Source organism: Hutsoniella sourekii ATCC 700629 (assembly GCF_000518205.1).
GTDB lineage: Bacteria > Bacillota > Bacilli > Lactobacillales > Aerococcaceae > Hutsoniella > Hutsoniella sourekii.
Genome location: NZ_JADD01000003.1, coordinates 39,866 through 58,719, shown reverse-complemented (window position 1 = coordinate 58,719; position 18,854 = coordinate 39,866). Strand labels below are relative to the sequence as shown.

The 18,854-nt window shown below is 39.5% G+C and carries 18 protein-coding genes and 1 other RNA gene; 5 read left to right on the top strand and 14 right to left on the bottom strand.

Annotated elements, in window-relative coordinates; translation table 11 throughout:
• Positions 1-3 precede the first annotated feature (3 nt).
• From T408_RS0100270 to T408_RS0100250, 5 genes are all read right to left on the bottom strand, one after another.
• Positions 4-2,199 (bottom strand): RelA/SpoT family protein, encoded by a 2,196-nt coding sequence (locus T408_RS0100270; RefSeq protein WP_028118165.1) that lies wholly within the window; start codon positions 2,197-2,199, stop codon positions 4-6.
• A 134-nt stretch (positions 2,200-2,333) separates the two neighbouring features.
• Positions 2,334-2,981 (bottom strand): deoxyribose-phosphate aldolase, encoded by a 648-nt coding sequence (gene deoC, locus T408_RS0100265; protein ID WP_028118164.1) that lies wholly within the window; start codon positions 2,979-2,981, stop codon positions 2,334-2,336.
• A 14-nt stretch (positions 2,982-2,995) separates the two neighbouring features.
• Positions 2,996-3,745: a 16S rRNA (uracil(1498)-N(3))-methyltransferase gene (locus tag T408_RS0100260; protein ID WP_028118163.1), complete on the bottom strand. Its 750-nt coding sequence runs from the start codon at positions 3,743-3,745 to the stop codon at positions 2,996-2,998.
• Positions 3,745-4,719 carry a 50S ribosomal protein L11 methyltransferase gene (locus T408_RS10310; protein ID WP_035419606.1) on the bottom strand — a complete coding sequence of 325 codons (975 nt, stop codon included), beginning with the start codon at positions 4,717-4,719 and terminating at the stop codon, positions 3,745-3,747. Before T408_RS10310 ends, T408_RS0100260 begins: the two co-directional genes overlap by 1 nt.
• 11 nt (positions 4,720-4,730) lie before the next feature.
• Positions 4,731-5,216 (bottom strand): DUF3013 family protein, encoded by a 486-nt coding sequence (locus T408_RS0100250; RefSeq protein WP_028118162.1) that lies wholly within the window; start codon positions 5,214-5,216, stop codon positions 4,731-4,733.
• 204 nt (positions 5,217-5,420) lie between these two features.
• Between T408_RS0100250 and gpsB the strand changes: the two genes are divergently transcribed.
• Complete coding sequence (gpsB, locus tag T408_RS0100245) at positions 5,421-5,777, top strand: cell division regulator GpsB (protein ID WP_028118161.1); 357 nt, start codon at positions 5,421-5,423, stop codon at positions 5,775-5,777.
• A 15-nt stretch (positions 5,778-5,792) separates the two neighbouring features.
• Positions 5,793-6,149: RNase P RNA component class B (gene rnpB / locus T408_RS11935), an RNA gene on the top strand.
• 42 nt (positions 6,150-6,191) lie between these two features.
• Here rnpB and T408_RS0100240 read toward each other — a convergent pair.
• Entirely contained in the window at positions 6,192-7,115 is a 924-nt protein-coding gene (locus T408_RS0100240; protein ID WP_028118160.1) for a hypothetical protein, read from the bottom strand.
• 37 nt (positions 7,116-7,152) lie between these two features.
• Here T408_RS0100240 and T408_RS0100235 point away from each other — a divergent pair, with 37 nt between their 5' ends.
• The gene (locus T408_RS0100235) at positions 7,153-7,566 is read left to right on the top strand and encodes a ribonuclease HI family protein (protein ID WP_028118159.1); all 414 of its coding nucleotides are present in this window, start codon (positions 7,153-7,155) and stop codon (positions 7,564-7,566) included.
• Here T408_RS0100235 and T408_RS0100230 read toward each other — a convergent pair.
• From T408_RS0100230 to T408_RS0100220, 3 genes are all read right to left on the bottom strand, one after another.
• On the bottom strand, positions 7,563-8,693 hold the full coding sequence (locus tag T408_RS0100230) for a THUMP domain-containing class I SAM-dependent RNA methyltransferase (RefSeq protein ID WP_028118158.1): 1,131 nt from the start codon (positions 8,691-8,693) through the stop codon (positions 7,563-7,565). The genes T408_RS0100235 and T408_RS0100230 overlap by 4 nt on opposite strands.
• A gap of 87 nt (positions 8,694-8,780) precedes the next feature.
• Positions 8,781-9,200: a DUF2187 family protein gene (locus T408_RS10305; protein ID WP_051444685.1), complete on the bottom strand. Its 420-nt coding sequence runs from the start codon at positions 9,198-9,200 to the stop codon at positions 8,781-8,783.
• A 128-nt stretch (positions 9,201-9,328) separates the two neighbouring features.
• A complete protein-coding gene (locus T408_RS0100220) occupies positions 9,329-10,252 on the bottom strand; it encodes a diacylglycerol/lipid kinase family protein (RefSeq protein WP_035419603.1) in 924 nt (307 codons plus the stop codon).
• A gap of 198 nt (positions 10,253-10,450) precedes the next feature.
• On the opposite strand from T408_RS0100220, the gene T408_RS10300 reads away from it, so the two are divergent.
• Complete coding sequence (locus T408_RS10300) at positions 10,451-13,372, top strand: transglycosylase domain-containing protein (RefSeq protein ID WP_051444684.1); 2,922 nt, start codon at positions 10,451-10,453, stop codon at positions 13,370-13,372.
• Positions 13,373-13,447: 75 nt separating this feature from the next.
• On the opposite strand, the gene glyA is transcribed toward T408_RS10300, so the two are convergent.
• A complete protein-coding gene (glyA, locus tag T408_RS0100210) occupies positions 13,448-14,677 on the bottom strand; it encodes a serine hydroxymethyltransferase (protein ID WP_028118156.1) in 1,230 nt (409 codons plus the stop codon).
• A gap of 137 nt (positions 14,678-14,814) precedes the next feature.
• On the opposite strand from glyA, the gene T408_RS0100205 reads away from it, so the two are divergent.
• Positions 14,815-15,351, top strand: coding sequence for a VanZ family protein (locus T408_RS0100205; RefSeq protein ID WP_035419601.1), 537 nt, complete (start codon positions 14,815-14,817; stop codon positions 15,349-15,351).
• Between the two features lie 69 nt (positions 15,352-15,420).
• Here T408_RS0100205 and budA read toward each other — a convergent pair whose 3' ends face one another.
• The 4 genes from budA to T408_RS0100185 all read right to left on the bottom strand — a co-directional run bounded on the left by budA (position 15,421) and on the right by T408_RS0100185 (position 18,853).
• Positions 15,421-16,131 carry an acetolactate decarboxylase gene (budA, locus tag T408_RS0100200; RefSeq protein WP_028118154.1) on the bottom strand — a complete coding sequence of 237 codons (711 nt, stop codon included), beginning with the start codon at positions 16,129-16,131 and terminating at the stop codon, positions 15,421-15,423.
• A 10-nt stretch (positions 16,132-16,141) separates the two neighbouring features.
• Positions 16,142-17,554, bottom strand: a complete 1,413-nt coding sequence (locus tag T408_RS0100195; RefSeq protein ID WP_084543844.1) for a bifunctional folylpolyglutamate synthase/dihydrofolate synthase — start codon at positions 17,552-17,554, stop codon at positions 16,142-16,144.
• Positions 17,542-17,901, bottom strand: coding sequence for a Spx/MgsR family RNA polymerase-binding regulatory protein (locus tag T408_RS0100190; protein WP_028118152.1), 360 nt, complete (start codon positions 17,899-17,901; stop codon positions 17,542-17,544). The genes T408_RS0100195 and T408_RS0100190 overlap by 13 nt, the downstream gene beginning before the upstream one ends.
• A 76-nt stretch (positions 17,902-17,977) precedes the next feature.
• Positions 17,978-18,853 carry a prephenate dehydrogenase gene (locus T408_RS0100185; RefSeq protein ID WP_211230814.1) on the bottom strand — a complete coding sequence of 292 codons (876 nt, stop codon included), beginning with the start codon at positions 18,851-18,853 and terminating at the stop codon, positions 17,978-17,980.
• Position 18,854: the final 1 nt, after the last annotated feature.

Genomic DNA, 18,854 nt, shown 5'->3' with positions numbered 1-18,854 from the left:
TTTCTAACTTACGACTCGTTGAACCCGATAAACATCTGGGATGTTACCTAATTTATTCATTAAATCCTTTAATTGTTTGGTATTGGCGACAGAAACTTTTATATTAACTACAGCATTACTATTTTGATCCGATTTACCATTTACACTAATAAGAGACTGGCCCGTATTATTGACCATATGAAGAATATCATTAACTAAACCATTGCGGTTAAAGCCAATAATCTTAATTTCAGTTTCGTATTGTTCTGTCTCATCTTCCTCATTAAACCAGTGGACTGCTATGGTCCGATTAGATAAATCTTCTTCCCCTTTAAGGTTAGGACAATCACTGCGATGGACAGAAATCCCTCTCCCTCTGGTGATATAGCCAATAATATCATCGCCAGGAACCGGGTTACAGCAGCGGCTCAAGCGAATCATTAAATTATCTGCCCCTTCAACGACCACACCACTATCATCAATTGTCCGCTGATGAGGGCGGTGACTTTGCTTTTGAATGGAGCTAGGATCTTCTGGGACCTTCTCTTCTTCAGCTCTTAATCCTAGATAATTAACAATATTTGTAGCTGAAATTTCTCCCAAACCAATCGCCGCATACAGATCTTCCATCGAATTAAAGTTGAAACGAGTTTTTAGATCATCCTCAACCCGTCTCTTTTCGATTTCTTTCATCGTATGGCCATTTTTCTTTAGTTCTGTTTCAAGTTGCTGCTGACCGATATGGGCGTTTTCTTCTTTGTTCTCCGTTTTGAAGTAACGTTTGATCCGGTTCCTAGCCTTACTGGTCGCCGTAACTTTTAACCAGTCGCGACTTGGTCCTGGGGAATTCGAATTGGTTAAGACTTCAACTATATCGCCGTTCTTAAGCTTGTAATCCAAGGAAACAATGTTTCCGTTTACTTTGGCTCCTACCGTTTTATTACCAATTTCTGTATGAATATGATAGGCAAAGTCAATTGGACCGGCTCCTTTAGGTAACTCAATCACATCCCCATTAGGAGTAAAGATATAGACTTGGTCTTTAAAGATATCCTCTTTAACAAAATCCATAAATTCGCTGGCATCTTTAGCTTCATCTTGCAGTTCCACTAAATCTCGGAACCATTTTAGTTGCTTTTGAATATTATCTTCGGTCTCAATTTTTTCAGTGACACCTTCTTTATAAGCCCAGTGGGCAGCCACCCCATATTCTGCCACTTCATGCATTTGGTGGGTACGAATTTGAATTTCCACAGGCTTTCCCTTAGGGCCAATCACTGTCGTATGAATGGATTGATACATATTGGCCTTAGGCATGGCAATATAGTCCTTGAATCGCCCAGGCATCGGCTTCCATTTTGTATGAACCGCCCCTAACACCGCATAACAATCTTTGACCGTATCAACTAATACCCTTACCGCTAGTAGGTCAAAAATATCATCAAATTCTTTTTTCTGATCAACCATTTTGCGGTAGATGGAATAAATATGCTTGGGTCTACCGTACACTTCGGCTTCAATATCCAGTTCACCTAAGGCTGATTGGATTTGTTGAATAGTCTCTTGAATATAACCAACCCGTTCAACGCGTTTACTATTCATTTTCTCAACAATTTGGTAGTAAGCTTCTGGATTGGTGTACCGCAAGGAAATATCTTCAAGCTCCCACTTAAGATTGCTCATCCCAATACGGTCTGCCAGGGGAGCGTATATTTCAAGCGCTTCTTGAGATTTTTCAACTTGTTTTTCTGGCTTTTGGAATTTCATTGTGCGCATATTATGTAGACGGTCGGCTAGTTTCACGATAATAACCCGCATATCCTTTGCCATCGCTAACAGCATCTTGCGGTGATTTTCAGCTAAAGCTTCTTCCTTACTTTGAAACTTGAACTTCCCTAACTTAGTGACACCATCCACTAAGAATGCGATCGAATCAGAAAATTCAGAGCGAATATCTTCAATGGTATAGTCCGTATCTTCAACCACATCATGGAGAAATCCGGTAGCCACTGTATCTGGATCGGCATGCATTAATGCGAGGATACCAGCAACTTGAATGGGATGGATGATATAAGGCTCCCCGGATAGACGATATTGATCTTTATGGGCTAGTGTGGCCATTTCTAGTGCTTTTTCAACTTTAGCAACATTGGAATCGTTCATATATTCCTTACATAGATCAATGACTTCTTGACCGGTTAGATCACGTTGTTGGGCCATAATATCCACTCCTCAATTATTGTAATTATTCTATTATAAAGTAAAAATAAAGTGAATACAATCACCCAGCTAGTAAAGATGATATCAAAATTCCCTTATGATTATAGCTTATTAGAATTTAGCCTCCAGCCAAACTAATTTTGGCTGACGATTGCAATACCTTTAGAAGCACCAATTCGAGTGGCTCCCGCTTCAATCATTGCTAGAGCTTCTTCTCTATTGGATACGCCACCACTGGCTTTAACGCCATAATCTTCACCCACCGTTTCAGCCATTAAACGAATATCTTCTATAGTAGCACCACCAGTTGAAAAACCGGTTGAAGTTTTAACATAATCGGCGCCCGCTTTTACACTGGCTTGACAAGCCTTAACTTTTTCATCATCTGTTAAGAGGCAAGTTTCGATGATAACCTTGACAAGCGTATCATCAGAAACCGCATCAACCACCGCTTGAATATCCTCTTGAACCCCTTGCCAATCTCCATCTTTAGCTAAACCAATATTAATGACCATATCAACTTCATCAGCACCTTCCGCTTCAGCTAGTTTAGCTTCATTAGCCTTGGTCAAAGAAGCATTGGCTCCCAAAGGAAAGCCTATAACCGTACATACTTTAACATCAGAGTCTGATAATTCTTGCTTTGCTAAGGTTACCCAACAAGGCTGAATACAGACTGACATAAAGTCATAGTCCTTAGCTTCTTGACAGAGCTTGATAATCTCTTCTTTCTTTGCGTCTGCTTTCAATAATGTGTGGTCGATATATTTTGCTAAATTCATGGTAATTCTCCTTCTTATAATTCATATTGATAACTAATAGCACTCAACAAATAAACAGGTGCTGTTTCAGCTCTTAAAATCCGTGGACCTAAACTCACACTGATGAATCCGGCTTCCTTCAAGGTCTTCACTTCTTTATCACTAAGGCCTCCTTCGGACCCAAACACACATAAGATGCGACTTGAAGGTGGTAATTTTTGTAGGGCTTGCTTTAATTGACTATGTTGCCCTGACTTAGCCGTTTCTTCATAGGCAATTAATTTCAAATTAAAGCTCTGGCTTTCATGGATTAAAGTATCCAAGGATTCTAGGTAGGATACTCTTGGGATGAATAGTCGATGGGATTGCTCTGCGGCTTCTTTTGCAATTTTTTCCAATCTTTCAAGTCGTTTGCCTGCTTTTTTCTGATTCCATTTAACAACATCGCGTTCCATAGCCACTGGATAGAAGGTGTGGGCCCCTGTTTCTGTTGTTTTTTGAACCAACCAATCTAATTTATCATTTTTAGACAGTCCGCAAGCAATCGCTACTTCAACCGGTAATTCACTGGATTCCTGATCCAACTTTTCAAGTACCGTCGCTTGGATACTAGCCCCATCCACTTGGCTTACTTCTGCCAGCCATCTCAACTGCCTAGTATCGACCACTTCAAAGCAGTCCCCAACACGTACTCTCATCACGCGACTAAGATGATATTGATCTTCTTCAGCTAGCAAAACCGAAGCTCCTATAGTTAATGATTCTGTTACAAAATATTGTTGCATTAATAATCACCCGGCTTTTGAAGAATAATGCCCACCCAATTTTGATACTGATGGATTTGATACAGGTCAAATGGGTATTTTTCTAACTCCAATAAAAGATCCTCTGCCTTCTCTTCCAAAATACCGCCAATAATTAAGTAGCCACCAGCTACCAATTTCTTATAAGCATCTTCAAACAAGTTCACCAAAATATTAGGCACAATATTAGCAACAATAATATCAGCTTGATAATCTTGTCCTTCAAGAAGATCATTAACTTGAAAGTCAATCTTAGCTTGGTCGATCAAGGCTTGGATATTGTCATTGGCACTTTGATAGCGCAAATTATCCTTGGCACTCTCAATCGCTTGAGGATCTAAATCATAACCGTGAACTTCTCGGGCTCCCAGGCTCGCTGCAATAAAGGATAAGATGCCCGATCCTGTTCCAACATCAAGCACTAATTCTCCTCCACTCATCACTAATTCTAAGGCTTGAGCACTCAGCTGAGTGGTCGGATGCGATCCCGTTCCAAATGAAACTCCCGGATCTAGGAAGATTAATTGCTCACCCGGTCTACGCTTATAGTCATCCTTTTTCCAGATAGGAACCACAGAAAGAAAACGAGAGATCACTTGAGGCTGGTAGTAGTCCATCCAATTTCTTTGCCAGTCTTGATTGGCAAAGCTTTGACTGGTCACTTGGTAGTCTTTTCCTTGAACCCATGGACTAAGTTCCTGACAACAAGTCTCAATCAGTGCCGATGGATCCTCTTGAAAGTAGCCGACAATTTCTGTCGCATGATCTAATATTTCTTGAGGCAACTTTTCAGGGATTTCCCCAAATAAATTGGGATGATTTTCTAAGTAGCCTTGAGCATAGTTGACTTGGGTACCTAAGGCCCCTAGGTCGAATAGCACTTGACTGATCCCCTCAATGACGATAGCTTCCTTGCTATCTATTGTAACTATTAGTTGATAATATTCATTTGACACTTAATTCACTCCTAATCCATATAAACTCGACTATAACTATAGCGATGTCGGTCCATCATCAGTTCACGGTGTTGATTAAATTCTTTGTCGTTCCACTTTAATTGAAAAGTTCCTGATTGATTTTGCAAAATAAATTCCCACCATTGGCTTCTGGAGGAATTGGCAATAATTCTTAAATATTTAACAATGACAACCAGCTCCCCATACGGAATACCTAACTGAGGATCCACCGGAAAAGCACAAAGACACCGATCTCTATTGGGAACCAAAATATCCGGGCGATAAAAATATATGTTAGTCTCAAAAGGGACCGGATCCGCATGAACTTCTTGTCCCTGCTGGTCAATAAAGGTGATATGATGAGGGTTATCAAATTGAAACTGCAAGGTCAAAGTTAATACAGGAGAAGACTGCTGCCCTTCTACTAACCATTCACATTGAAAATAAGCCTCATCCATGAGTAAGATCAGCACATCTTTTAAATTGGTAATCTCCACGCTGCCCACCTTCTTTCTTCTATATTATTATGACTGAGCTGACTGCTGATTTCAATTTATTTCAAATCCTTCTTAATCGAATAAATGATGAAATAAAATCCCAGAAAAGTTCTTTTGATATTTTAGTCAATTCATAGTACAATTGATTGTGGCTTATTAAAAAACAAACGCATATCTTATTTAGTAAATACATGAGGTGAGGAAATGGCTGATAAGAACTTAACAGCAAAAGATATTTTACAAAAAGAATTCTCAAAAGCAGTGCGAGGATATAACACGGCTGAAGTTGATGAATATTTAGACAGCATTATTCGCGACTATGACTCCTATCAAAAGGACGTTGTTTACTTAAAAAACGAAAATGAGCGTTTAATCAGTAAGGTTGATGAATTAAGTAAGCAACTTGCTTTAGCTAAGAAAAACGCGCCAGCAAGCCCTGGCAGTGGGGTCACAAACTTTGATATTCTTAAACGCTTATCTAATTTAGAAAAGCATGTCTTTGGTTCTAAAATTGATTCAACAGATAATACGATCGATTACACAGAATCAACTAAATTCTAAGGACACTTGTAAGTAAGCTTATGGTAATTGCGGCAGTATGCTGAGGAAAGTCCATGCTCACACAAGCTGAGATGCTTGTAGTGTTCGTGCTTAGCGAAACAATAAGCTAAGGTATTCATTTAACGGCGGCAGAACAACCTAAGGTCCATCTAAGGTTCAGTAAGCCATAAAGTGCCACAGAGACGAGTCTTAGTGGAAACACTAAGAGTGGAACGTTGGTAAACCCCTCGAGTGAGCAACCCAAACTTTGGTCGGGGCACTCTTTCCAGTAGGAATTCAACCAAAGAAAGAGATACACAGGCGTGTATAGATAGATAATTACCCGGATTAAGTTGGCCTAAACTTAATCTTGACAGAACATGGCTTAAATAAGTTTACTTAATAGGCAAAAGAGCTGGAATTCCAGCTCTTTTTTTAATACAAATTTCCATAAGTATAAGCTTCTTTCATCGCTTCAACAAAGTAGCCATCTTGATTTAAAGGTGTTGGTTCATTCAAGGATAATAAGAAACTAAAATCTGGAATAACATCTTCCACAAAAGGATAGGCTGACTTGGAAAGCTCTTGAATAAGTCTCTTAAAATAAGGTATCAAATTGGGGTCTTGATCACTTAGTAACTGGTCACACTCTCTCAATAAACGCTTATAAATAGGCATATTGGTAAGTTTAACTAGACGTGACAAATCCAACTGATAAATTTGACCAAACCAAGAATAGGTCACTTCTTGACTAACCCCTTGATCTAGCAACCATTCAAGCATTTCTGTCTTTAAGTAATTAGCAAGCTGGTCATTAGCTAACAACTCCAGTATCACAGGGTAAGCATCCAGACCCAGTCGCATCAAGTGTCTCAGATCACGCATAATTGTTTGATCTTTTGAAGCCAGCAGACTTTCTAGCACGCCTTGGTAGGAATTTGAAGCTGTAGCTTGAGCGAGCTGGCGCTTTAACCCTAGTAATTGATGGGCTTCTTGAAAGTAGTCATCCAACCATTGATCTTCTTCTTGGGATACTTGTAGATATTCTCGAACTTGATATAATTCAATTAGATAGTCTTCCGGATGGACTTGATTGAATAAGGTCTCCAACCAAAGTTTGAGCCGGTCCTGGTCTTCATAGATTTGTTCAGAGTCTAAATACCACTGATCAAACAATTGATAAGCCTGGGTATATTTATTTTGTTCAAGCAGGCTTGTGATCCAGAGATTAAACACCTCTGGATCTTGATTAGCTTGGTATAATTGCTCTAAGTAATAACAAGCTTGATCAAGCTGATTTTGCTCCAATAATAATTGAATTTTTAAGAATTGTTCATACTCATTTAAATGTTTACTCAAGATACATCCCTTTCTCACTCACTAGATTGGAGTTCATATGATTACCCTACAAACTGACGCTGCCTACCAAGCCAAAAACAAAAGTGCCGGACTTGCCGGCATCTTAAGCCATCAAGGTCAAAAAGAGACCTTTCAATATTTTCTTACTGAAGTGGACGATAACCATCAAGCAGAATTTCAAGCACTCGTAAAAGCCTTGGATTTGATCGAGCGTATGGGCTGGCATTCCGAAATCATTATTATCAAGACGGACAGCCAAATTTTGGCTTCAAGTATCAATAAAAGATTTGTCAAATCCAAAAGCTATCAGCATTTACTAGCTGAAATTTTGCATTATTTAGATAATTATTCCGAATCTATCATTACTTGGGTTAGCGAAAATGATAACAAGCAAGCGGACTACTTAGCCAAACAAGCCTTGCATCAGCAGATTTCATCTTCTCAACTTTAAGCTTGGGACCAATATTGATAAAAGTCAACTTTAAGTGGACCATTGTATAATTTTCGTTTCTTGGTTGCTGGTTCACCATAATATTCTTCAAAATTTTCATCACTCGTGAGTATATATTTACTCCAAGTCTTCATCGGTCGATAAATATCACCCATTTGTCGATAAATCTCGTGAACTTGGTCCTCATCCAACAAGCGATCCCCATAAGGAGGATTGGCTATGAGAATACCATATTCTTTACTCGGGCGATAATCAGCTACTTGCATTTGCTTGAAAGTGATGCTCTGTTCAACTCCGGCTGCTTTAGCATTTTCTTGAGCCATCTCAATCATCCGGTGGTCGATATCTGCACCTAATATCTCCAAATCAACCTCCCAATCAATTTCGGCCTCCGCTTTTTGGCGGACAGCTTGGCTGGCTGATAAAGTTGGATCTAATAAATGCCATTTTTCAAAAGCAAAGTCGCGTTTTAATCCCGGCGCAATCTTGTGGCCCATCATGGCCGCTTCAATCACAATCGTTCCCGAACCACATGTAGGATCATAAAGAGGCCGATCTGGTCGCCACGTTGTCAACATAATAAGAGCAGCCGCCATATTTTCCTTTAAGGGTGCTTCTCCCTTAAATTGGCGGTAGCCTCGCTTGAAGAGACTCTCACCACTAGTATCTAAATGAAGTTCCACTTGATTTTTTCTAATAACTACTTCAATAGGATATAAATGACCTGTTTCTGGGAGGTGTTGACGACGATGGTAGAAGTCCATTAGTTTTTTACTGATAGCCTTCTTCGTTATCCGTTGAACGTTTGGAACACTATGCAGCTGACTTTTAATCGAGCGCCCTTTCACTGGGAACTCCCCATCCAAGGGGATAATATCCTCCCAAGCTAATTCATAAACTTGATCAAACAGCTCTTCAAAAGTGGTCGCTTTGAATTGTCCGACAATAATTTTGATACGATCAGCTGTTCTTAGATAGATATTGGCCTTGGCTATGTCTTCAATGCTTCCTTGGAAGCGAACCCGACCATTCTCTGTAGCTACTTGATAACCCAAGTCCTTAAGTTCTCTGGCTACTAGCGCTTCTAATCCAGCACCTGCTGTAGCAATTAGTTCATATTTTTTCATTTCATCCTCCTCAAATAACTAATATCATATTAGCTTGCTTGAACAAAAAAAACAACTTAGAAAGCAATTGCTCCTAAGTTGTTTAAGTTACATTTCTAGATCTTCAGCTTCTTTGAATTCGTTCTGGTCCTCCATAATTATGATATGGTCATCTTCTTCTTGGTGAGGAAGGCTAATAAAATCTTCAATATCTTTAAAATTAACAATCGTCCGATCTTCCATAATATCCTGCATAGAAGCATCTGAATAAGACCAATAAATCTCAACTACCGCACTATTAGTTAATAACTTAATAATTACTCCTGCCATCTGATTGTCCCGGAATCGGAACTTTATCTGGTCACCAAGCTCTGGTCTAATGGATTCTTTAACTTGATCGATCATTTCTTGCCCAACTTCGTATTCTACTTCAAGTAAAGTGGCAATACGAGATTTACTTGTGCCACGTCGCAATTCCTTTTCAATGATTTCACGTTGCTTTTTGGAAACTTTTGACTTTTTTGCCACGCGTATCCCTCTTTCTCTTAATAAACCAAACAACAAATGAATAGAGTATTAGAAATATTCGCTATTTATACACTATATCGTTTTCATTATATCATATTTTTGATTTTTAAGCTTGAATAGGGCTCAACTTAATTCACTAGTAGGCGCTTACGATTGGGAACATATACTCTGAGCACTTGGGGTTTAACCTCGAGCCGTAGGGGCAGACAAGGGCCTGGATCACCATCAACGTTCGTATCTACTGATGAACTAGATGCCTCCATTTCATCAATTAAGAAGAATTTATCTTCTAAGAATAACATTCGATCTGGATCTGTCTCCAAGATCCCTCCTTGAAAGATACTAGTAACAGCTTCTAAAGGATTAGCCCCCTTAACCGCAATTAAATACATCTTGCCGTCATTATATTTGGCTTGAGGATTCATTAATTCAATTCCCCCAACACTATTCGTTAAGCCTACCAAGAGTAGGTTCGTGTGAAGCTGTCTGACTTGTCCTTGACTATCGGTCACCTTTAAGTGATAACTCTTATCAGAGAAGAAGGCTGAGACCCCATCTTTAATATAAGCCAACACACCCAAGCGATTCTTATCTGAGGAATCTGTATTCATAACCGTCTCTGGAATGGGTCCAATGGCTACCACATTAATAAAAACCCGGTCATTGACCAAACCCACATCCATCGTATCAATTGACATATCCTTAAAGCGTTCGATCGCTCGATCGGGGTTCATGGAATATCCCAAGGCTCTTCCTAGGTCATTAACCGTTCCAAGTGGAACAAATGAAAAGCAAGGAGGCCTTTCCCCCTGCATGAGACCTTCAATCGTCTCTTGAACGGTTCCGTCCCCGCCAAGGCAGATCACAGAATCATAGTGCTCTAATTCAGCTTGTCGCGCCCAGTGGAAGGCATCTCGGTCACCTTGAGTTTCTTTGATGGTCACTTCGGATTGATAGTGATCCATCAACAACTGTCCCAACTTCAGGCCGTAGTGACTGGCGTGCCCCTTACCGGCGACTGGATTCACAATAATCAGCACACGCTTAAACATGGTTGGCCTCCTTTCTATTTAAATGCTTTATTAATTTTAGCATATTTACATAATCTTTGAAAAAAATAAGACTAAATATCTAGAAAAGATCAGATAAAGTATGACTAACAGGCTAAATCTTGTTATTAAAAAATCTTTTAAGTATAATATACCAGTGAAAAGCCTTATGCAACGATAGATTCAGAAGGAAGGTGACTTATGACTGACCAACCATCCAATCATACTCAACGCAAAAGCCGCTATTCTTCTAAAGAAGAAGAAAGAAAGGCTATCCAGTTACAACGATCCGTAAAAAAAGTGCGTGGAATCGAGCAAGAAGAAACTCAAACCAGTCGACCGCTTCCTAGTCCCGATGAAATTGACCAAGAAAGAAAAAGAAGAAGAGCCACTGAACAGTCTGAAAACATTGACTTAAGCGAAGAAAACTTAACCTATCAAAACAAGGTAAAGGCTAAGGAGCCTCAAAGCTCGGATAAGAAAAAAGAAAAAAGAAAAAAGAAAAACAAAGCCAAGATTAACTTGCAAGATAAGTGGATTCGATTCCGAAAGAAAACTAAAGATGAAGCAAGCAATCCCTACTCTCTTTCTCAATATGATGGTAAACAAAAAACTTTGTTTGGATTCAATGTAACCCTTAACATTTTAGGTAAGCTGTTCTTATATCTCCTCCTACTAGTCTTGCTAGGAGCTGCATTAGTGGCCGGAACCGGCTTGGGCTATTTTGCCAACCTAGTCGGGAATACAGAACCACCTAGCCATCAAGAGATGTCTAAACAACTGGGACAATTAGACCAACAAAGTACTCTTTTTTATAATAATGGCCAGCCGATTGCTAATGTCCAAACAGACCTAGTACGGACCAATATCCAATTAGACCAGGTCGCTCCAGATGTTATCAATGGATTTTTAGCTACTGAAGACGAATACTTTAAGATTCACAAGGGAATTGTTCCCAAAGCAATTATACGCGCGGCCCTACAGACCCTCTTAACGGGATCAGGAACAGGGGGGTCCACTATTACTCAGCAACTGGTCAAACAGCAGATGCTTTCAAATGATGTCACATTCTTTCGTAAGGCCAATGAAATCCTATTAGCATTAAGAGTTGAAAATCATTTTGATAAAGATGAAATTTTAACGGCCTACTTAAATGTCTCCCCTTTTGGGCGAAATAATAAAGGAGAGAATATAGCTGGTATAGAAGAAGCTGCTCAAGGTATCTTTGGTAAATCAGCTAAGGATGTCAATCTTAACCAGGCAGCTTTCCTAGCTGGTCTTCCTCAAGACCCATACTCCTACACTCCTTACCAACAAGATGGTCAGCTTCGTGAAGACCTTTCAGCAGGTATCGAGAGAATGAAGGAAGTCTTATTTAGGATGTACCGCGAGCAATTCATCGATAAGTCCACTTATGAGCAAGCCTTAAATTATGACATCGCACAAGATTTCATCGCCCCTCAGGCTAGACAAATTGAACGCCAATCCTATCTTTACCAAGCAGTCTTACACGGTGCCATCGAAAAAATTATGCACCTGAACATCGAAAAGGACGGTTATACTTGGCAGCAAGTTTATCAAGATGATGATTGGTATAACGATTATTATAATCAGGCTGAAAAAGAGATTCGAACCAGTGGCTATCAAATCTATTCGACTATCGATAAGGAGATTTATGACCAATTACAAGTTTCAGCCAAAGAATATGAGGACCAATTAGGTGTTACCTACGATGGCGTCTATGTAGACCCAGAAACGGGTCAAGAAACTTACTACGTAGAAAAAGTCCAAACCGGTCTTGTAATGATTGATAATCAAACCGGAAAAGTCCTCGGTTTTATTGCAGGTACTGATTATGAGAACAATCAAATTGACCATGCCTTCCAGATGAGACGTTCACCTGGATCTACTATTAAGCCCCTAGCCGTTTATGGTCCGGCAATGGAACACAATATCGTTAATCCAGCAACAATTGTACCTGATACGGCCTTTTATGAAGTCTATGAAGATGGCAGTTCTTGGGCCCCAACTAACTATGGGAACTATGTTAGCAATGAATTTATGTCGGTTAGAACGGCTCTTTATAAGTCGGATAATATCCCTGCTGTTCGAATCTACCAAGAGCTCTTAAATCAGAGTGTTCCAATTATTGACTATTTAAGCAAAATGGGCTTTAACACCGTTGATTCTTACACCAAAGAAGACACTGAAAATCTCGCCTTCTCACTGGGTGGTGTTACGACGGGTCCAACAGTCTTTGAGGAAACTCGCGCCTTTTCTACCTTTGCTAACGGAGGAAATTACCACGAAGGCTATCTTATTGAAAAAATAGTGGATTCAACTGGTAATACCATCTTCCAACAAGAAGCAGAACCGGTTCGCGTCTTTTCCGAAGATACAAACTATCAAATTTTAGATATTCTCAGAGATACGATGACTCAAGGAACGGGTCGAACAGCCAATGAATGGTTAGAAGTTCCTGGCGACTGGATTGCTAAGTCTGGAATCAGCGAAAACTCAAAAGATATTTGGATGATCGGTTCGACCCCTACTGTTACCATTGGATCTTGGATTGGTTATGATAGTCGTTACCAAGATTATTCAATTGATATCAACGATGGCTACGACCGAGAAAGTGTCCGCAGCCAGACCTATTGGGCCAAGATCGTTAATGATATCTACCGTATCCGGCCGGATATTTTTGGCTCCGACCAACAATTCACACCACCTTCCAGCGTACAAAAACAAACAATTCTTGAAGCAACCGGAACTTTACCTGGTAATATTACGATTAACGGTAATCAAATTAGTATTACCGGCCCAACCCGTGAAGATTGGTTTAAGGTTACCCATCCAGCTCCGAGCCTGCATTATGATTTTATGTTTAATGCAACCGATGAAGATCATGCTCGTTTCTGGAGTGAATACTTAGACAAAGCGAAAAAAGAGGCAGAGTTAAGAAGACAAGAAGCTAATAGCTCTAGCCAAAGCGATCAGAATTCATCTTCTAATCAAGATGAATCTGTTCACCAAGATGAAGCTTCACGTCCTAACCCAGATGGAGAGAGTCCTCCGGTAAATCCAAATCAAGTAAGCTCAATTGAAGCGGAGATTGTAAGCTAGATGTTCGTTTCATTCAGAATTCAAATAAGCCAGCAGAAATACAATCTGCTGGCTTATTTTTATTTAGCAATTATCTTATTTGTAAAGAGGATATTGAGCCGTTAAACTTAAAACTTCTTGAGTAATCTGCTTACGTTTTTCTGAGTCCTCCTTGGCTTCCAATGTTCTAATAATCAAACGTGCCACTTCGCGGCAAGCTTCTTCATCGAAGCCACGAGTTGTAATAGCTGGTGTACCAATCCGGATCCCACTTGTCACAAAAGGACTCCGTTTATCAAAGGGAACTGTATTCTTATTGACGGTTATTTTTACTTCATCTAATAATTCTTCAGCTTGCTTACCTGTTAAGTCAAAATCAGAGACATCAATTAACAAAAGATGATTATCAGTCCCACCTGATACCATACGTGCCGGTGAATCTTTAAATACTTCAGCCATGGCTTTGGCATTAGCTACCACTTGATGAGCATAATTTGTAAAGTTTTCTTCCAAGGCTTCCTTTAAGCATATGGCCTTAGCGGCAATAACATGCTCTAAGGGACCGCCCTGGCTTCCAGGGAAAACAACACTATTCAACTTCTTAGCGTATTCTTCCTTAGCCAAGATCATCCCACCACGAGGACCCCTTAATGTCTTATGGGTTGTAGTAGTAACAATATCTGCATAAGGAATCGGACTCATGTGGCTACCACCGGCTACCAAACCTGCAATATGAGCCATATCAACCCACAAAATAGCACCACAAGCATCCGCAATCTCACGGAAACGCTTGAAATCAATGGCTCTTGGATAAGCTGTGTAGCCTGCTATAATTAACTTAGGTTGTTCAGCAACCGCTAAGTCTTGGATAGCATCATAATCCAAAGTCTCGGACTCAGCATCTAATTGGTATGAAATAACCTGGTAATCCTTACCGGAAAAGTTGGCCGGGCTTCCATGCGTTAAGTGCCCGCCATGGTCCAAGTCCAGTCCCATATACTTGTCTCCATGATTGAGCATAGCTCTAAAAACGGCCATATTTGCCTGAGAACCTGAATGTGGCTGAACATTAACATACTCCGCCCCAAATAGCTCTTTGGCTCGGTCAATTGCCAATTGTTCAATTTGATCGATATACTCACAGCCCCCGTAATAGCGTTTATTAGGGTAGCCTTCAGCATATTTATGAGTTAAGATACTACCATTAGCCAATCTCACTTCTTCAGAGGTGAAATTTTCAGATGCTATTAATTCTATGTTATCCTCTTGTCTTTGCTTTTCTAATTCGATTAAGTCAAAGATTTCATGATCGAAAAACTGTGCCATTTATATCCCCTCATCCTCTTTTAATTAATCAAATAATACACAAAGTAAGAATTTTAGTCAATGTTTCTTAGAATTTAATTTGAATCGGTCAAAATTTTTAATGTAATTTGTTATACTGTGTGATCAAGGAGGTAAATATGACACTCAAAAAACTTTCCTATTTGTCTTTTATCTTACTTTGCTGTTTAGTCTTGACCATCTTTCTGTCTTCCAGCATGACCTACCAAGAACAATCACTGGTAAGCCAATTAGCTTCTTGGTGGCCCGAGCAACCGGGCTACAATTACTTAGCAAAAATACAATTTGTCTATGGAGGCCAACCGATTAGTATTGCTTCCAGTAATTATTATGCTTTTATTGAATTCTTTATCCGAAAAGGCGCCCACTTCTTGTTATTTGGCTTGATCGGTGCGCTCATATTTACATGGTTGACTCCCTACATTCGCCCCCTAGCTCTAAATGGATTCATTAGTGTCTGGCTCGTCTTCGGCTATGCTAGTTTTGATGAACTCAGACAAGCCTTAAATCCTGGTCGAAGTGGCTTAATAAGCGATGTTATTCTCGATACAAGTGGAGCCATCACTTTTATTTTACTTTCATATGTTATTATCAAGCTATTTGTAATAAAGGAAGACAAGCAAGTCAAGGATCCACATAAGGATGATCCTAAATAATGAAGACCCTATAAGCGAAACCATTACTAAGTAGTCTCGCTTATAGGGTCTTCATTATTTTAGTTAGATCTAGCCTTCTGCTTGATTCATTTCTGAGGCCAAGTCTCCATAATCAATGGAGCTTTCCATGAATTCCTGATGGTCCGTGGCAAAATTTTGCACCAATTGATCAATCGTTTGAATTGAAATTCTGGCATTCATGACTTGATGGTCGAGAACGTGGCCACCAAACTTTCTATCAGCACTAATAAAATGTGAATGATAACCAGCAATCGAAACCCCGTCAAACAATTTGGGGGTATATATCCCCACCACTGTCCCTTCCAAATTATAGGCTTCAAATTCTGGTTGAACTTTTGTCGCTTCAATGATTCTTGGATAGGGCTTATTTTGTTTTTCAACTGCACGGGTTTTTACATATTGGAAAAAGCCATCAATACGAAACACTGAAAAAACATTGGGACTCTTGACCTTATCCGTCAAAGTATTTCTCAAAATACTTAAAGAGCTAATACCATTCAAATTAATACGGTGGTCCGGCTCAAAAAAAGATACCGCCGCATAGGGAGTCTTCTGACTAGGTTCAACTTCTAGAACCTCCCCACTGGATTTGATTTGGTAAGCTTGCCCGTCAAGGACAATCAGTTCTCCATCAAAAGCATGAAAAGACCCGATGCCAGTATCGCCGTGCTTCAGTAAGTCTTCGATAGTCAATGTTCCATCAAAATAACCGGCCATTAAATCCCCTAAAGTCTGATGTTGAAATAGTTGCTTGGTCATTATAATCCTCCTAATAGAGTATATTTTGCCGAACTTGAGAGATAAAATAAAGTGAACCTGTGACTAACAACATTCGATTCGGATTATCCTTATATTCATTGATGAAGTGTTGAATATATTGTCGCCAATTAGCTTCATATCTTATTGGAAAATCGATAGTCAAGGAGCTTTCATCCACAATTTCTCTAAACTTATCCAATGGGACTGCTCGGTAATTATCAAATTCAGTAAAGATTAATTCTTCGGGTGCCATCTCAATAAGTAAATCAACTTGACTTTGTTGGTCTTTGGTAGAGATACCTGTATAAAGAATCGTTACTTGTTTATCGTAAAAGAATTGTTCCAGCATTTGCTTCATGGCCGTTAATCCAGCAGGATTGTGGGCACCATCTATATAGATCATCGGGGAATCAGAGGTTAATCGTTCCATTCGACCTTGCCAGACAGTTGATTTTAAGGCGGATTCAACGGCTTCACCTTCGACATTCAGCTCGTGATGGTCCATCCAGCGATAAAAACAGGCAAGAGCTACGGTAGCATTTTGAATTTGATGTTCACCTATCATTTGAATTTGCACAACTTGAGACTCCGGTGTATGATCAACCTCCATCTCCTCTTCATCACCTTGCGGATTAAGAAAATGATCCACATATTTAAAGCGTGATCCATCCGGCCCCAAAGAGTCGGGTTCAATATAATAATAGGAATGATTATAAATGGCATAATTACAATTCAAGCGCCGTGCCCGTTTCACTAAGATTGAGGTAGCCACATTCGGCACATTTCCTATAATGACAAGTGAGTTAGGCTTAATGATACCGGCCTTTTCAATAGCAACGGATTCCAATGAATTTCCAAGAATCCCTTCATGGTCTACACCAATCGTTGTAATAATTTGGGTATCTGTTGGAAATACGTTCGTACAATCTTGAAAGCCACCAATACCCACTTCAAGTAAGACTACATCAGGCTTTTTTTCCTTAAAATAAAGAGCAGCCATCACCGTATACAATTCAAAAAAAGTTAAAACACCAAATTCCGTAGTCTCCATATAGTCATTAACCGGTAGCATTTGGTTGATGACTTTGAGAAGATCACTATCCGAAATATATTGACCATCAAATCTAAAACGCTCGTTAAAATACATAATATGGGGTGAAGTAAAGGTTCCAACCCGTAAGCCTTGCTGAGTAAATAACTCCTTTAAAAAAGCACTAGTAGAGCCCTTACCATTGGTACCGGTGATGTGAATGATATGATCAATTTCTAAATGAGGATTGCCTAGATAATCTAAGGCTAGCTCAATTTTTTCAAGGTTAGGACGAGGAATATTGCTTTGCTGATTATCTAGCCAGTTAAGCGCCTCATTTAAATAAGTAAACGACATACGACTTCCTCTTTCTTTTCTTATTAGTTTATCCATGCTCCATCCAAAATATCTTCTTTAGCACCTACTGTTACCTTTGTCCCATCTGTGATAAAGGGGCGCTTGATTAACATGCCGTTATCTTGAAGTAGGTCTAGTATTTCTTCACTACTGAGTTGATCAAGCTTATCTTTTAACCCTAAGTCCCGATATAGTTGACCCGAGGTGTTGATTATTTTCTTAGGCTTGCCATTTGTTTCCTCTAATGCTAAAGCTAATAACTGTCTACTTGGCGTTTCTTCGCGATAATCGATACACTGATCAATGGTGACACCTGCTTCTTCTAAATATTTAATAGCTCGTTGAACTGTGCTACATTTTTTTATTCCATATAATTTTAACATGTCCATCCTCCTCAGCTTTATTATTCTATCAAAAAGAGCTGACCATTGAAATGGCCAGCTACTTGTAAGGGGAAATTTATTCTTTAGTTTTTAAGTCATTGATTTCTAAATTCTCTCTTCTTTGAGTGGATTGTTGAAAGGCTTGACGCAAATTATCAAACTTATCTGCCACTAGGGCATCTTTAATGTAGTCTAACTCAACTTCGAAATTTTCAATGGACTTCAATAGTTGCTCTTTGTTAGTGACAAATAACTGAGTCCATAGTTCATCATTAATTTTGGCAATTCGTGTCAGTTCTCGATAACTGTCACCAATAAATTTAACTGTTTCCCGCTCTGGATTATCACTATTAACTAAGGCTACCGAGATGACATGGCATAATTGGCTAGTATAGGCGATCATTTCATCATGTAAGCTTGATGAAACTTGACTAATTCTCTTGAAACCTAAGACTTGAAGCAAGCTTATGAACCGATTAAGATTCTCTTCAGTACTCTTCTCATGAGGCATCAACAAATAGTTAGCCCCCTTGAAAACTTCTGCGCTAGCATAGTCAAAGCCTTTTTTCTCCTTCCCCGCCATCGGATGACCGGGAATAAATTCTAAACTCTCAGGCAAATATTCCAGGATTTGGTGAATTAGGTCTCCCTTAACACCGGTCACATCGGTTACAATCGCCCCAGGTTTGAAATAATCCTTATTAGCCTTAATAAAGTCAACTAAGTCAAATGGATATAGGGTAATGATAACTAAGTCTGCCTCTTGTAGGATGGTTTGATTGTTTACCTCCCCCCGACTAATCACATTCGCTTGTTGAGCCTTCTGAAGTGTCACCAAATTGTGATCAATCCCCATTACATTAACAGGATATGTATCTTGTTGGGCCAAGGCTAAGGCAAAGGATCCTCCAACCACACCAAGGCCAACAATTGCTATATTGATTTGATCCATA